This is a genomic window from Parasphingorhabdus halotolerans (genome assembly GCF_012516475.1).
Classification (GTDB): domain Bacteria; phylum Pseudomonadota; class Alphaproteobacteria; order Sphingomonadales; family Sphingomonadaceae; genus Parasphingorhabdus; species Parasphingorhabdus halotolerans.
Window position 1 is genome coordinate 2,938,498 of record NZ_CP051217.1, and the last position, 14,322, is coordinate 2,952,819.

General features: G+C 52.0%; 13 protein-coding genes, 1 tRNA gene and 1 pseudogene. 4 read left to right on the forward strand and 11 right to left on the reverse strand.

Annotation, left to right across the window (positions count from 1 at the left end; all coding sequences use genetic code 11):
• Nucleotides 1–2: 2 nt before the first annotated feature.
• From HF685_RS14405 to HF685_RS14415, 3 genes are read right to left on the reverse strand one after another with little or no spacing between them, the layout of a single operon-like run.
• Nucleotides 3–1,121, reverse strand: coding sequence for an efflux RND transporter periplasmic adaptor subunit (locus HF685_RS14405; protein ID WP_168820584.1), 1,119 nt, complete (start codon nt 1,119–1,121; stop codon nt 3–5).
• Entirely contained in the window at nt 1,122–1,523 is a 402-nt protein-coding gene (locus HF685_RS14410) for a hotdog fold thioesterase (RefSeq protein ID WP_168820585.1), read from the reverse strand.
• Complete coding sequence (locus HF685_RS14415; RefSeq protein WP_246218640.1) at nt 1,520–2,410, reverse strand: alpha/beta fold hydrolase; 891 nt, start codon at nt 2,408–2,410, stop codon at nt 1,520–1,522. Before HF685_RS14415 ends, HF685_RS14410 begins: the two co-directional genes overlap by 4 nt.
• 70 nt (nt 2,411–2,480) lie before the next feature.
• Here HF685_RS14415 and HF685_RS14420 point away from each other — a divergent pair, with 70 nt between their 5' ends.
• Both HF685_RS14420 and HF685_RS14425 read left to right on the forward strand, forming a co-directional pair.
• On the forward strand, nt 2,481–2,963 hold the full coding sequence (locus HF685_RS14420; protein ID WP_246218641.1) for a MarR family winged helix-turn-helix transcriptional regulator: 483 nt from the start codon (nt 2,481–2,483) through the stop codon (nt 2,961–2,963).
• 530 nt (nt 2,964–3,493) lie between these two features.
• Nucleotides 3,494–3,838, forward strand: coding sequence for a single-stranded DNA-binding protein (locus HF685_RS14425; RefSeq protein WP_168820586.1), 345 nt, complete (start codon nt 3,494–3,496; stop codon nt 3,836–3,838).
• 727 nt (nt 3,839–4,565) lie between these two features.
• Here HF685_RS14425 and HF685_RS14430 read toward each other — a convergent pair.
• The 3 genes from HF685_RS14430 to recJ form a co-directional block, all read right to left on the reverse strand.
• Nucleotides 4,566–5,816: a tyrosine-type recombinase/integrase gene (locus tag HF685_RS14430; RefSeq protein ID WP_168820587.1), complete on the reverse strand. Its 1,251-nt coding sequence runs from the start codon at nt 5,814–5,816 to the stop codon at nt 4,566–4,568.
• Between the two features lie 166 nt (nt 5,817–5,982).
• Nucleotides 5,983–6,057, reverse strand: a tRNA-Glu gene (locus tag HF685_RS14435).
• A gap of 112 nt (nt 6,058–6,169) precedes the next feature.
• Nucleotides 6,170–7,936: a single-stranded-DNA-specific exonuclease RecJ gene (gene recJ / locus HF685_RS14440; protein ID WP_168820588.1), complete on the reverse strand. Its 1,767-nt coding sequence runs from the start codon at nt 7,934–7,936 to the stop codon at nt 6,170–6,172.
• 65 nt (nt 7,937–8,001) lie between these two features.
• Here recJ and HF685_RS14445 point away from each other — a divergent pair, with 65 nt between their 5' ends.
• The gene (locus HF685_RS14445) at nt 8,002–8,493 is read left to right on the forward strand and encodes a flavodoxin family protein (protein ID WP_168820589.1); all 492 of its coding nucleotides are present in this window, start codon (nt 8,002–8,004) and stop codon (nt 8,491–8,493) included.
• Here the strand turns inward: HF685_RS14445 and HF685_RS16655 are convergent.
• The 3 genes and pseudogenes from HF685_RS16655 to glpX all read right to left on the reverse strand — a co-directional run bounded on the left by HF685_RS16655 (nt 8,490) and on the right by glpX (nt 11,313).
• Nucleotides 8,490–9,076 (reverse strand): annotated as a pseudogene (locus HF685_RS16655) (uracil-DNA glycosylase family protein). The gene HF685_RS14445 and the pseudogene HF685_RS16655 sit on opposite strands and share 4 nt — an antisense overlap.
• Before the next feature lie 12 nt (nt 9,077–9,088).
• The gene (locus HF685_RS14455) at nt 9,089–10,342 is read right to left on the reverse strand and encodes an alpha/beta hydrolase (RefSeq protein ID WP_246218643.1); all 1,254 of its coding nucleotides are present in this window, start codon (nt 10,340–10,342) and stop codon (nt 9,089–9,091) included.
• Complete coding sequence (gene glpX / locus HF685_RS14460; RefSeq protein WP_168820590.1) at nt 10,342–11,313, reverse strand: class II fructose-bisphosphatase; 972 nt, start codon at nt 11,311–11,313, stop codon at nt 10,342–10,344. Before glpX ends, HF685_RS14455 begins: the two co-directional genes overlap by 1 nt.
• A gap of 93 nt (nt 11,314–11,406) precedes the next feature.
• On the opposite strand from glpX, the gene HF685_RS14465 reads away from it, so the two are divergent.
• On the forward strand, nt 11,407–11,883 hold the full coding sequence (locus tag HF685_RS14465; protein WP_168820591.1) for a hypothetical protein: 477 nt from the start codon (nt 11,407–11,409) through the stop codon (nt 11,881–11,883).
• A 3-nt stretch (nt 11,884–11,886) separates the two neighbouring features.
• Here HF685_RS14465 and HF685_RS14470 read toward each other — a convergent pair whose 3' ends face one another.
• A complete protein-coding gene (locus HF685_RS14470) occupies nt 11,887–13,188 on the reverse strand; it encodes a homoserine dehydrogenase (protein ID WP_168820592.1) in 1,302 nt (433 codons plus the stop codon).
• 182 nt (nt 13,189–13,370) lie between these two features.
• Complete coding sequence (locus HF685_RS14475) at nt 13,371–13,973, reverse strand: hypothetical protein (protein ID WP_246218644.1); 603 nt, start codon at nt 13,971–13,973, stop codon at nt 13,371–13,373.
• Nucleotides 13,974–14,322 lie beyond the last annotated feature (349 nt).

The following is a 14,322-nucleotide window of genomic DNA, read 5'->3' on the forward strand; positions in this document are numbered from 1 at the left end:
GCTTAGCTTGCAGACTTTCTTTGCTTGCGCTCTACTTTTTGTCCGTCCCGCAAAGTAGATGGTGGGTTTTTGATAATTTTGTCGCCGCTCTGGACGCCCTGGGTGATCTTTACCCGTTCAAAATCTATGCTTTCGATCCCTATATCCCGTCGACGTGCAATGCCTTTCTCAAACAAGAATATATATGCAGCAGCGCTGTCGCCTTTAACTGTTGATCTAGGCAGAATAATCACGTCTTCTGGAGGCGTTTCGATTAGTGCGCGCGCTCCAAGTCCGCTACTGATCCGATAGTCAGGATTTCTTATTGGCAACCGCAATTCGACTGTCCGGGATTCTGGATTAACTCGATCATTTATGATGAAAACATAGCTTTCGAAGGGCTCATCAAAGCCATCAATGTAAACCTTTGCACTTTGATTGAGCTTAAGATCATCAACGCGGGCCTGCGGAGCACTGACGATTGCCGCAACTATTCCCAACTCCTGTAATTGCAATGCTGAGGATTGTTCGCCCATTGAAAAACGGTTGTTGAGATAGGACCCCTCGTCGACCATTCTAGCAGTCACAACGCCGTTATATGGGGCACGTGCAATAGTGTCGCGAAGGGCTTGTTTAGCGGTGGCCAGTACGGATTGTGATTGAGATACTTGTGCTCTGGCGACGGCTAAGTCCGTTTCGACCTGTTCGACTTGCGCTTTTGACACGAAGCCTCTCGGGGCAAGCGCAATTACGCGGTCATATTGGCGCTGGGCCTGTATAGCCTGTGCTTCCGTTAAACGCAGCGCTGCGGATGCTTCTGCAACACGTCTTTTATAATCTGCTTGCCTGATCTGAAAAAGCGCTTGTCCCTTCTTAACTCTATCCCCAACCGTCACAAACATGGTCTCAAGTGGCCCCTCGACGAGAGCGCCAATTGCGCTGCTTTGCTTGGCCGCAATCGTGCCAAAAACCTCAACGGGATCGGCTAAAGGTTCGGATTTCGCTGTCAGAATGTCGACTTCGAGTACAGCATTTTGCTGGATGGCATCATTGCTTGCATCGCCGCTATCGTCATTCGAGCAGCCGGATAGGAAGGTTATTATAGCTAAAGAAAACAGCAATATGATATTTTTGATAATCATTTACGCGCTCAAATATGCCCCGCGCCCGCTCGCAACCAATCGGCCATCGGCATCCAATATGTGTGTTTCTGCCGTACTTATCGTTTTCCCCAGCTTGATAACTTGTCCAGTTGCACGAAGCGGGCCTTTGGTAGCCGGGCGATGATAATCTACCCTCAAATCTGCGGTTGCTTTGGCAAGGCCGCCCACAGCGATAATCGTATAAAGCCCGGTTAAATCGATCAGAGATGCCAATATACCGCCGTGTGCGGCTCCTATCGCGGGATTAGATACAAGCTCGTCCCGCCACGGCATTTCCAGTTCCAAGTGATCGTCGCTTTGCTGAACAATTTTCAAACCTAACCAGCGATGGAAAGGAGCAATCAGCAATAAATCAGCAAGACTACCGGGATCAAATGTCATGTTGTGGCACCGCTCTTATGGGTAGAATTCAAGAAGGAGACGATCGCCGAGCAAAATGCGTCGTTGCGGTCACCGACGACCATGTGACTAGCATCTGCAATGTCGGTAAAAATCGCTTCGGGAACCAAGGCCTGGAAATGAGCTACAGCCTCTTCCGAGACCATATCGCTGGAACCTCCGCGTATGAGATGAACAGGGAGTTTCAGCTTCGCAGCGGCGGCACTTAGTCTGGCAAACCCATTGTCCTCTGCATCGCTGGCGTTGTCACGCGTCCGCGTCACATGATGAATAAAATTGGGATCCCAATGCCAATAATATCGCCCATCGTCTCGTTTACGTAAATATCGATCAAGCCCACCAGTATCTTTGCGCTTCTCTCGGTGTGGCATGTACTCCGCGATAATTTTGGCTGCTTCTTCCGGAGAAGAGAATCCATCCTTCATATGAGCCTGCATGAACCCAACAACTCTTGATACCCCGACAGCTTCCATCTTCGGCGCAATATCAACCAGTGTTAGCGACGTAAAACTTGCTGGGGCCAACTCCCCAGCAGCGATCATTCCCGCTATTCCACCCAGCGATGCTCCTACCAACGCTGGAGGACTATCGAGTTGGGAAGAAACGGCGATTAGATCAAGAGCAAAATCGCACATATCATATGCGCCATCTGATGCCCATTCGCTGTCCCCATGACCGCGCATATCGATGGCTGTGGCGCGGTAACCGGCCTCTGCCAGTTCACCAAGCACTTTCGTCCACGCGTGGCGGGTTTGGCCGCCACCATGTGCGAGCATGACCGGAAATCCGTTTTTCGGCCCAGACCGGCTTGCCGAAATCTGCAAGCCGTTATGGCCTGCTAAAGAGATATCTTCACGATTCATTCTCATTTTATAGGCTGTAAAAAGATAAACAGTAAAGAGCTTTATATTATATTGAATTTACGGTATAGCCGTTATCATGACAACCGAAACAGCTACAATGAGTTCCGACGCGCAAGATGGCTTCCTCAATGAGGCCGATGAATTTGCGTTTTTGCTTGAGGAAGTGCCGCGAGTTCTGCGCAAGGCATTCGATGCATCGATTGTCCAGTTTGGCTTGTCCCGCACGCAGTGGAGAACATTGGCATATCTGATCAAGACCGAGGGAATGACGCAAACCGAGTTGGCAAACTGCCTTGAATTGGAGAGAGCTACGATCGGATTGGCAATTGATCATCTTGAAAAGCTAGAGTTTGTCGAACGTCTGCCCGCAGAAGGTGACCGGCGTGTCTGGCGGATATTTCTGCGTCCAAAGGCAGTCAGTATTATTCCGGAACTTCGGAGAGAAGCTAACGCCGTTTATGAGATAATGTTAAAGGATGTTTCTGACGCAGATGTGGCAATCATCAGAACCGCGATGGAAAAAATGGTTGGCAATCTAAGGGGCAGTTGCGCGCTTTAGACCGCGAAAATCCAAATGAACCTGGTACTTCCTCCCGTTGAATCAGGATCAGTTGGATTAGCTGGAGCGAGTGGCTGGGGCCACTCGCTCCTTTCTTTATGCAAATGTCGGCAGTTGGTGCAATCGGCGTCTTGTTTTATTTGCGGGCTAGTGCCTGCTTTTGCGCCCAAAACGGGCAGAACCAGACTGGCTGCAAACGGCCCACAAGACGACATCGTGCCCTCCCAAGTGAAGCGGCATTCATTCGCCCTATTTTGGACGCCTCAATCCTTTTCACCAGTTTTTGTCATCCAAAAAACACATCCCCATATCTGACATAAACCGCCCCTGTCCGGATGGTGCCTGGACCTGCAACCCGCGCATCTTCAGGGCCGTGTTGTCATCCTGCGGATGCCTGCCCGCACCACCCCTTCATGCGGGGTTTCCCTCATTATCATTCGGTGCAGTCCAGACCCCAACCGGACCTTTCGGGGCTTAGTCAAAGGGATAGTCCCTTGGACGAACAAATAGCTTCGAAAGGTACTTCAATCATGAAAAACACAGTTACACTCGTCGGCTTCGTAGGAAACGATCCGGAGGTTCGCGAAACCAGGTCAGATGCAACGATTACCAACATCTCACTCGCCACAACTCGGTCCTACAAAGACAGTGAAGGAGAACGCCAGCAAGAAACCGAATGGCACCGGATCACCTGCTTCAATGGTATCGGCAAATGCGTTGCAGACCATGTCACCAAAGGAGCCATGATAATGGTCACAGGACGTCTACATTATACCAAGTGGACAGACGATAAAAACGTCACTCGTTACGGCTGCGAAATCATCGCTGAGCAAGTTGATTTTCTCTCCAAGGCGAAAGTCAAATCTGCTGATTAATCGATACAAACATTCCAACTTTCCCAGGCTCGGTAGCATTCGCTACCGGGCCTTTTTCTTTGCTCCAATTATAACGTCTATTTGGCGATAAATTATATCGCCAGTTTGTACCTTCAATGCCATTGCAAACGCACCAACAGTCTCTCCAATCCAGCAGAAAATTGATAAAAACCGCTCGGCAGTTTTCGTCTTTTGCATGCTATTTGGTTGCCAAACGGCCTTTTTTGGGCCTCTTCTCTTCCCGTCCCAAATACACCCATCCTGTACTTTTGAAGGAAAGTTGTTTTAAATCAGCTATTTAGCGGTCGAGAAATTGGACTGGATCGGGCCTGCCGAGCTGGGAACTTGACAGCACACCCTACGCAGCGGACTGCGGTAAAATACCTATTTGATATCAATTATTTATATTCCAAAATCGGCGTTGGCTTTAAGTAATTTGATGGTGATTTAGAGCGCGAATATACAATTCATCCGTAAATCAAACCGCGATAACATATTGAATAATAGTGATTAAAGATAGGATATTCGTGATTTGCCCATAATTTAGGTTTATCGCGAAATTTCTGATGGTAAATCACTCGCAAATCAAGGGAAATGGGCGGGCCTCGGAGCGGTAATGTATGCGTCAGCACGTTACCAATTGCGATTTAATGCAAGGCAATTGGTGACCGAAGAATAATTCCAAGGCGAGCTTACAGTCTGGTGGTTGGTAGGCGTTATGGGAGCGTTATGACCCGCTTTGGCCGAATTTAGGCCTCAGGATAGTGGCACCGCTTTTGAGCTGATCGAGATAGTCGGACCAATGCTGCATCATGCGCACGCGCTCATCCCAATATTGACCGCGTGCATAGGCGCGGCGCACGCCATTATTGTCGGCATGAGCGAGCTGGCGTTCGATGGCATCGGCGTTCCAGATGCCCATTTCGTTGAGCAAGGTAGCGGCCATGGCGCGGAAGCCGTGCGCCGTCATTTCATTTTGCCCATAGCCCAAGCGGCGCAGAGCGGCATTGAGCGTATTGTCCGACATCGGGCGGTCATTTGATCGCAGCGATGGAAACAGGAACGGGCTGAGTGAGGCATCATGTTCGACCTTGCGAAGGATCGCCAGAGCCTGATCCGACAAGGGCACGGCATGGGGCCGCCGCATCTTCATCTTATAGTCGGGGATGGTCCACACGCGCTTATCCAAGTCAAATTCGCGCCATTCCGCATTGCGAAGCTCGCCGGGGCGGACGAAGATATGGGGCAGCAATTGCAGCGCAATTTTGGTCAGGTAATTGCCATCATAGCCGTCAATAGTCCGCAGCAATGCGCCTGCTTCCGTCGGCGTTATGATCGCGGCGCGGTGGGTGACCTTTGGCGTTATGAGCGCACCGCGCAAGTCGGTGCAGATATCGCGGTCGGCGCGCGCAGTCGCGATGGCATAGCGAAACACTTGGCTGCAGCTGCTGCGCACCCGTTTTGCCGTTTCATAATGTTTGCGTGCTTCAATCTTGCGCAGCACTAGCAGCATTTCGTGCGGCGTGATCTGCGTGATGGGCCGTTTGCCAAGCGTGGGGAAGGCGAAGGAAACTAACCAGCGATTTTTCTTGAGCGTTGCCGGTGCCTTTTGCTCAGCTTCCAGCTTGGCGAGCCATTCTTCGGCGACGGTTTGAAATGTATTGGCTGAGGCAACGGAGGCAGCGATCTTATCGAGCATGGCTTGTTCCATTGGATCGATACCGTCGGCCAGAAGCCGCCGCGCATCGATGAGCCGTTCGCGTGCTTCCGCAAGCGTAAGTTCAGGCCAGCGGCCGAATGATAATGTCCGCTGTTGATTGTTAAAGCGGTAATTCATGCGCCAGTAACGGACACCGCTCGGCTTGATTAGAAGGTAAAGCCCATCTCGGTCGCTGATCTTGTAAGGCTTGTCCTTTGGCTTGGCGCGTTTCACCCAAGCTGCCGTTAATCCAGTTTTTCTGAAACCACTTTCTGACATGATGGACCTCCATTGGCATAGGTAAGCCAGAGGTCCATCAATCGTACCATAAATGTTCCGAAATTGGGCGAGATATCTCTGAACTTTTCGAGACGATCATAGCAGATAATCCGCATAAAATACAGTAAGTTGAGGAGAGTTTGCGGGACGTTCCGAGACGTCAAGATGGTGACCCCTACGGGAATCGAACCCGTGTTTCAGCCGTGAAAGGGCCGCGTCCTAACCGCTAGACGAAGGGGCCGTACCAGTGCTTTGCAGCGTGCCTGATTGGCGAAGCCCGGCAATTAGGGATGTCCGGGGCTTTGGTCAACCCCTTATTGGCGGTTATTGCTGGCTGTTTGGGTGGCGGTTTATCATTCTGCCCACGCCGCGTCTTCGAGATGGATTTCAGCGGCAGGCCGGCTGCCCCAATCGTCAATTTTTGCCCGGCCGGCGATCCACAGCTTTTTGCCTCTTGGCGCGCTGAGCAGGGCTTGGCCGAGATCGGTTTCTGCCGCTCGAAAGGCGATGGTTTTGATGGATCCGCCATCATCGCCCGAGACGATCATCCGCACATGGTCTTTGCCGACGATATCGCATTTGATGATCCGCACTGGTCCGGTGGCGATACGCGGGGCAGGCCAACCCATGCCATAGGGTCCAGCGCCGTCCATCGCCTCGATAATCAGCGGGTTGACGCCTTTTGGGGAGAGGACAGCATCCAGCAGCAAGGCTTTCCCGCTTTGTGCTTTCCCGACGGTTTCGGATAATCGTTCGTTGAGAAACTCGGCAAAGGAGTCGATCTTTGATGTTTCGATAGTGATGCCCGCCGCCATAGCATGGCCGCCGCCTGCCACCAACAATCCGCTATCTTTGGCGGCGATTATTGCCGCGCCCAAGTCCACACCGGAGATGGAGCGACCGGAGCCTTTGCCAATACCCTCTTCGTCTTCCGCAATGACGATTGCGGGGCGATTTAGCTTTTCTTTGATGCGGCTCGCGACAATGCCGATGACGCCGGGGTGCCAGCCTTTTGACGAGATCACTGCAACCGCCTGATTTTGCTGTCCGGCGCACATTGCTTCGGCTTCTTCGAGCACATAGGCTTCGATGGCACGGCGCTCCTCGTTAAGATGGCTAAGCTGGGCTGCGATATCCTGGGCTTCGTCTGGATCTTGCGTTATCAAAAGGCGGACGCCAAGATCGGATTTGCCAACGCGGCCGCCAGCGTTAATGCGTGGACCAAGCGCAAATCCGAGGTCTGAGCAGATCGGCGCGCGTTTGAGGCGGCTAACGTCGATCAACGCCGCCAAGCCGATGTTCTGCCGACCAGCCAGAACCTTCAGGCCCTGCGCCACAAAGGCCCGGTTCAGGCCACGTAACTGTGCGACGTCAGCCACGGTCCCCAGTGCGACGATATCAAGAAGCTCCAGCAATTTGGGTTCGCTGCGGTTCTCAAAATAGCCGCGTCCTCGCAATGTTCTGACAATTGCGGCACCGAGGAGAAATGCCATACCAACAGCGGCTAAATGGCCGTGCTCGGCACCTGCATCGCTCTCATCCAGTCGGTTGGGGTTTACCAATGCCATCGCCTTGGGAAGCTCGGCTGCACATTTGTGATGGTCGACCACAATGACTTCAACGCCCGCCTTGTTTGCCATATCGAGCGCATCATAGGCCATCGCGCCACAATCCACGGTGACCACCAATTCAGAACCCTGTTCGCCCAGCTTGACCAGTGCTTCACCGGAAGGGCCATAGCCTTCCATCAGCCGGTCGGGGATATAATAGCCAGCTTCCAGGCCAAGATCGCGGAGCAGGCGAATGAGCAATGCCGCGCTGGTTGCACCATCGACATCATAGTCGCCGAAGACAGTTATTTTTTGTTGTTTCGCGATGGCATCGGATATGCGCTCTGCCGCTTTATCCATATCCTGAAACACGGAAGGGTCCGGCATGAAACCTCGTATGGTCGGATCGCGATTGATCTCCAGCGTCTCGCGTGTCGCGCCGCGTGCCAGCAGAAGCTGCGTAACCAGATCATCCGGTTGGAAACCGGGATCGCGCGCGTCGGCGCTGGTGCTTCGCCATTGCCATGAATGGCCAGAGAGGGATTGTGTGACGTTGAGGACAGCGTTCATGTTGCAAGCTATGCGCGAAGCAAGCATCGCTGACAATTGCTTTGAGAGTTGTTAGGGAGGGGGCAATGAAAAAACTGTTGATAGTTTATTATAGCTATACCGGTGGCACCCGGCAAATGGCAGAAGCGTGTTTTGATGCGGCTCGCGGGGAGGATAATTGCGAACCCAAAATGTTGCAGGCCGAAGATTGTCTGCCAGACGATATTCTCGCTGCCGATGGCTATATTTTTGCCACGCCGGAAAATCTGGCGGCGATTGCGGGCGTGATGAAGGCTTTTTTTGATCGTTGTTATTATCCGCTTTTGGGTAGGATTGAAGGACGGCCGTATGCAGCCATGATATGTGCCGGTTCGGATGGCGAAAATGCGAAGCGCCAACTGGAGAGGATTGCCACCGGCTGGCGTCTCAAAAAGGTCATTGATACGCTGGTGATTTGTACGCATGCGCAGACCAGCGAGGAAATCTTGGCAGACAAGTCAATTGACGAATCGGATTTGTCGTCGTGTCGTAAGTTAGGTGCAACCTTGGCGGCGGGTTTGGCGATGGGAGTGTTTTAAACCAAGTCTAACACGTACTTCTGCAGAACCGGTACGACATCGTCTTCAAACCATGGATTGGCTTTGAACCAGCGGATATTGCGCGGGCTAGGGTGGGGAAGGGGAAGGGCTGACGGCCAGAATTCTTGCCATCTTTCGACAGTAGCGGTTAGCGTTTTGGATTTTGCATCACCAATATGCCATTCCAGCGCATATTGACCAAGAATGAGCGTCAACTCGATATTGGGCAGCGCATCCAGCAGCGGTCTACGCCACTGCGGCGCGCATTCGGGCGGGGTGGAAGATCACCGTCTTTGCCGGAACCGGGGTAGCAGAACCCCATTGGGACAATCGCGAAAATGTCCTGATCGTAAAACTGTTTTTCGCTCACGCCCAACCATTGGCGGAGCCGCTTTCCGCTCGCATCGTCAAAAGGCCGGCCTTTGTCATGGGTTTTTTTGCCTGGCGCTTGCCCGGCGATTAATATTCTGGATTTGTTGCTGGCCTGCAACAACGGCTTTGGACCAAGCGGGAGATCATTGCAGATTGTGCAAGCGCGGACATTTGCCATTAAAATTTCAAAGTCTGTCGTAGCCGCTCCCATGAGGTTCGGTGCCTAATTGCGATCCCTGCGGCAGACAATGCTATCATCTGGGCGCTTATCTTTCGGTACAGGACTTAAGGCAAAAACATGTGATAAGCGTGTTTCCTCGCGCCCCGTCGTGCGATTGCGTTCGCCATTGATGATGGCCATAAAGTCAGTGCAAGCCGCCGCGCTGGTCAGATAATCACTATGACCAGTGCGTCCACGGCTGACTTCGGTTGTATCAATAATTGTCAGCCCACTTTTTTCAGGGGGCGTGTCATATTTGGTTTTCGATGCGTAGCACCGCTCCGGCAGTCCTTTTTCCTTAAGCGCCGCCGCTTCGAACGGATCGAAGCAATCGGGTCTGCCCAGCCGGGGGTAGCCATGTATATTATAGGAAGCGCCCAATGCCCGGTCTTTAGCTGAAGCATAAACGGTGATCCGGCGATCATTATTCACGCGACGCGTTGTCAGCACTGTCTCGGCAATATCACGTTCAAAATCCTGACGATCGACATCTGGAGAGGCGAGAATGATATTCGAAATATTGCTCGAATCTTCGCTGCTGCTGTTGCGGTCGACAAATTCAACTGCGGGAATTACAAGACGCGCGCCCAAGGAATGGGCGACCAATATTATCTCTTTGGTCCAGGGTTGTTGGGCTAGCCTCGTTAGAAAACCGCGAAACTGGCGCTCGTTATAATACATGTTGGTTTCGTCTGTCGCATATTTCAACAGTGCGCCTTGCGAAGGCCAGCTATAGTGCACCATCGGGATATCGAGGCCGGAAAGTCTGGAAATTTGAGCGCTATCGCGAGCGCTGGTGAAAAATGTTTCCTTGAAGCCATGGACATAGAGCAATATCCGGCCATCATGTTGCTGTGCCTCTCGGGACAGATCATCCCACCATTGCTGGTTGTTACTCAGCGAAAACGGGATCGCTGTTACATTTTTGGTTTTACCTTTCGCGCTGGTAACTGCCATTTCCTGGGGAGCGGCAAATCGGCCATATCGAATAATATCGCTGCGATGATTGAGCAGGGTAACGCGCTCCGTTCGGCAATCGGGGAGGCGGCTAGTCACGACAAAATAGGGTTGGTCAATAAAAGTGCCATCGGATTTCGCCTCTGGTTGGCACCGGGCGTTGTCAATATAGTCGATGTGCCGAACATCGCCGTACTCGACCGGCGTTATGCAACCAGAGGCGAAGAAGGGAAGCGCCAGCCAAATAAATACTCGCGCCCTCAGCACGCGCTTTACCATATCTGACAGGCGCGAGCCCATTAGTTTTTACCGTGTTCGCTCTTTACCCAGCGAACAGTGCCGGATGACGCCCGCATCACCACGCTTTCGGTGGTCATTTTGCCGCTGCGCAATTTCTTGACGCCTGCCAGTAAAGAACCATGGGTGACGCCAGTCGCGGCAAAAATCACATCGCCTTTAGCGAGTTCTGTCAGGTCATAAATCTTGTCTAGATCGTCAATACCCCATTTATAGGCGCGTTGACGCTCGTCGTCATTGCGGAACAGGAGCCGCCCTTTAAACTGGCCGCCAACGCAGCGCAAAGCTGCTGCTGCCAAAACACCTTCTGGTGCCCCGCCGGACCCCATGTACATATCAACAGTAGTGTCTTCGTCTGTTGTGGCAATTACGCCGGCAACATCGCCGTCTGGAATAAGCATGATGCCACAGCCAATTGAGCGCAGTTCAGCGATGATTTTCTCGTGACGTGGGCGGTCGAGCACACAAACGATAATGTCAGCCGGCGCAACGCCTTTTTCCTTCGCAACAGCAGTGACATTCTCGGTCACGGATTTATCAAGATCGATAATACCTTCAGAATAGCCGGGGCCAACTGCCAGCTTTTCCATGTAGACATCCGGGGCGTTCAGCAGGTTGCCTTTTTCCGCAATAGCCAGCACGGCCAATGCATTTGCTCCAGCTTTTGCAGTGATTGTCGTGCCTTCCAATGGATCAAGCGCAATATCGATCTGCGGCCCGCCATCTTGTTCGGAACCGACTTTCTCACCAATGAACAACATCGGTGCTTCATCGCGTTCGCCTTCACCAATGACTACGGTGCCATCAATCGGAAGGGCATTGAGCGCCTCCCGCATAGCTTCCACAGCGGCGGCATCTGCCGCTTTTTCGTCACCCCGTCCAATGAGATTGGCAGCAGAAATCGCCGCCGCCTCGGTTACACGAACCATCTCCATTACGAGAATACGATCTAAAATATCACTTGATTGCGGCATGTTTATCCTTAATCCTTTTTGTCAAAGCCGATTTTCAGAACTCGATAGGGGAGCGTCATTACAATGTCGAGAAGGCTTATATCGCTAATCTCAATGGCAGCTTTCTTTTTAACACCGGGGAATGCGAGTGCCGAACTGTCTTCTGATCCGCTATCGAATGTCATATATTTGAGTGCAGAGCAGATGATCGTAAACGCCAATAAACTGGTTGCGGTTGACGCAGACGGATGTTTGAAAAATGATCGGGCTGACGAAATTATCGTCTGCGGAGCCTTTGATGCCAATCGCCGTCATCGTCTGCCATTTCCTGAACTGATTGAACGCGGACAGCGGATCAGCGAGCCTATACCACAGGGAGACGCGCAATATGTGAACACAGGCCGCTGCTACATAGATGCTTCTGAACGCAAATGTTTCAAAGGTTTGCATATTGTGTCAGTCGGTTTTGGCGGAGCCGGTGGCGGTGTTAGCGGACCAGCGGGTCGCTTATGGAAAGTGATTGATCCCGGTGTGCCGGACGAAGACTATGTAAAGCGGGCACAAATCAGCAAGGTCAAATCAACGGAATAGAACCTAATCCTCATCGCTAAGCAGGTGCATAACAACCGGCGCACCCTGCAAACTGGTGGAGCTGGATAGATTTGCAAGGCTGTTGGTGACGTCTCGTTCGAGACTGTCATGTGTAACCATAGAGATCAACACCGAACCCTCGGCGGTTTTCTCGGTCTGAATCAGACTTTCTATCGAAACACTGGCATCGCGCATGGCTGCAGTGATTTCAGCCAATACACCCGGTTTGTCAGCCACAATGAAACGGATATAGGTTTTGCCGGTGCGATTACCGCTTTCTGCGCGTTCGATTTTTTCCATCTTACTCGCGGGTACGGCAAAAACTGTCCCGTTTTCGCCGCGTGCGATATCGATCAGGTCAGCGACTACCGATGACGCTGTCGGCCCATCGCCCGCGCCTGCGCCCTGGAACATTAGCCGACCGGAGAAATTGCCTTCTGCGACGACCGCGTTCGTCGAGCCATCGATATGGGCCAGAGGATGGCTTTCTGGTACCAGATAAGGATTGACCCTCTGGAACAGCTTGTCGTCATCAATTCGCGCCATGCCGAGTAAACGAATCCGGTAGCCCAGTGCCTTGGCCTGGCCGATATCCGCCGCCATTATGCTTCTTATACCGGCGGTTTCAACGCCTTCGAAGTCAATCGCTTTACCAAAGGAAAGCGCCGCCAATATAGCCAGTTTGTGAGCTGCATCGACGCCTTCAATATCAAAACCGGGGTCAGCTTCCGCGTAACCCAAATCCTGAGCGTCTTTTAATACCGTGTCGAAATCGCGACCATGTTTTTCCATCGTTGTAAGAATATAATTACAAGTGCCGTTGAGTATACCGTAAACGCGCTCAATCCTGTTGGCCGAGGCCCCTTCACGCAGACCTTTGATGACCGGAACACCACCCGCAACAGCCGCTTCATATTTCAGAGAAACACCATGGTCTTCTGCCAGTCGCGCCAGTTCCATACCGTGATGGGCAATCATCGCCTTATTGGCAGTGATGAATGATTTTCTGGCATTGAGGCTGTTCTTTGCCAGTTCCAGAGCAGTTCCGTCGGACCCGCCGATCAACTCAACCACACAATCAACGTCTGGATTGGTCGCCAGTGCGCCAAGATCGTCTATCCACTGATACTTACCAAGATTGACACCGCGATCGCGGCCTTTGTCGCGGGCTGATACCGCCACTATCTCGACCGAACGGCCGGCTCTTTGCGCGATCATTGCGCCATTTTCATTAATGAGCTTGATTACGCCAGTGCCTACTGTGCCCAAGCCTACCAATGCGATTTGAAGAGGGTTGGTCGTCATTTTGAAAGCCTTGTTTGGTTAATATCGCCCGGAGTACAGCGAAGTCAGAACAATGACTGGATTTTTCAGATCCAATTCTCAGGATGCCATAGCGTGGCTGTCAGCTTTTTCCAGCCCGAGTTTATCGTTCGGGTGATCATGCCTTCGCTTTGCGGACAATATGTTAGTTATCAGATCGCAGATCAGCGATCATCAGCGCGGCGAGCGCGCGGGCAATTACCCAAATCCTGAATGACCATGCGATAATCCAGACGCGCCTGATTTGCGTTCGAAGGCGATACACCCTCCAACGCTTCAAAGGGCAGGTCTCTGGGAAGGAAGCAAGCGAGACGATACCAGAGGAGACTATTGCGCACAGGGGCTTTTGCGGCTTCATCAACAATCTCGCCTAACGATACTGCCCAGCGTTTCTTTTGCCCATCTCGACTCAATATCGTTATTGAAACGGGCTGCCCATTCTCAGTTTTCAAAAATATCTGCGTTTCGCCCTCGCCGATTATCGTTCCCGGCACGTGGAAAGCGCTGACAATCCCGTTTATAGTCGGTGGGGCATCTTGCCTCACTATCTCTCGCACCAGCGCACGTACACGGGCATCACGGTCCGGAGTCCATAAAATTTGGGCGTCGCGCGCTACAAGCTGTATATTTCCGGCACTGCCTGTGCCATTTTGGGCAAAGATAATGAATGTCTGCCGTTTGATTTTGGGTGCGCGTCCACGACTATCGAGAGGCAAGTCAATTACGTAGCGAATCACATCGGGTATACCGCCGCGGCCCCGAATCAAAGCATCTGTAGAGGCCTCGACGTAATATCTCTCAGTGCCAATAGGCGCATTTGGCGCTCGTTCAGGCGAAACCTTAACAGCTTTTTTTACTGTGGCTTGAACAATCACCGGTGCGTTCGCGCTTAGGTCTGCAAGGTCTGCGTATTGCAGTTGATCAGGAACCCCGCCGGTTTGAGAATATACCGGATAATTGCACGTTAGCGCTAATATGAGACCGCTGACAATGACCCTAAAATGTTGCAACATTATTTCACCAAACTCTCTTTTGTGATGATTATTCCTAGCCGCGATCATGCCAATTTTACAGCTTAATCAGCGCTGAACTAACAAAGCGATTGCCTGTCCCCAA

Coding starts and splice junctions, on each gene's coding strand:
- HF685_RS14410 (WP_168820585.1), bottom strand. CDS start 1,523: ATGACATTTGATCCCGGTAGTCTTGCTGATTTATTGCTGATTGCTCCT.
- glpX (WP_168820590.1), bottom strand. CDS start 11,313: ATGCCGCAATCAAGTGATATTTTAGATCGTATTCTCGTAATGGAGATG.
- HF685_RS14470 (WP_168820592.1), bottom strand. CDS start 13,188: ATGACGACCAACCCTCTTCAAATCGCATTGGTAGGCTTGGGCACAGTA.
- recJ (WP_168820588.1), bottom strand. CDS start 7,936: ATGAACGCTGTCCTCAACGTCACACAATCCCTCTCTGGCCATTCATGG.
- HF685_RS14465 (WP_168820591.1), top strand. CDS start 11,407: ATGGCAGCTTTCTTTTTAACACCGGGGAATGCGAGTGCCGAACTGTCT.
- HF685_RS14455 (WP_246218643.1), bottom strand. CDS start 10,342: ATGGGCTCGCGCCTGTCAGATATGGTAAAGCGCGTGCTGAGGGCGCGA.
- HF685_RS14445 (WP_168820589.1), top strand. CDS start 8,002: ATGAAAAAACTGTTGATAGTTTATTATAGCTATACCGGTGGCACCCGG.
- HF685_RS14420 (WP_246218641.1), top strand. CDS start 2,481: ATGACAACCGAAACAGCTACAATGAGTTCCGACGCGCAAGATGGCTTC.
- HF685_RS14425 (WP_168820586.1), top strand. CDS start 3,494: ATGAAAAACACAGTTACACTCGTCGGCTTCGTAGGAAACGATCCGGAG.
- HF685_RS14415 (WP_246218640.1), bottom strand. CDS start 2,410: ATGAGAATGAATCGTGAAGATATCTCTTTAGCAGGCCATAACGGCTTG.
- HF685_RS14405 (WP_168820584.1), bottom strand. CDS start 1,121: ATGATTATCAAAAATATCATATTGCTGTTTTCTTTAGCTATAATAACC.
- HF685_RS14430 (WP_168820587.1), bottom strand. CDS start 5,816: ATGTCAGAAAGTGGTTTCAGAAAAACTGGATTAACGGCAGCTTGGGTG.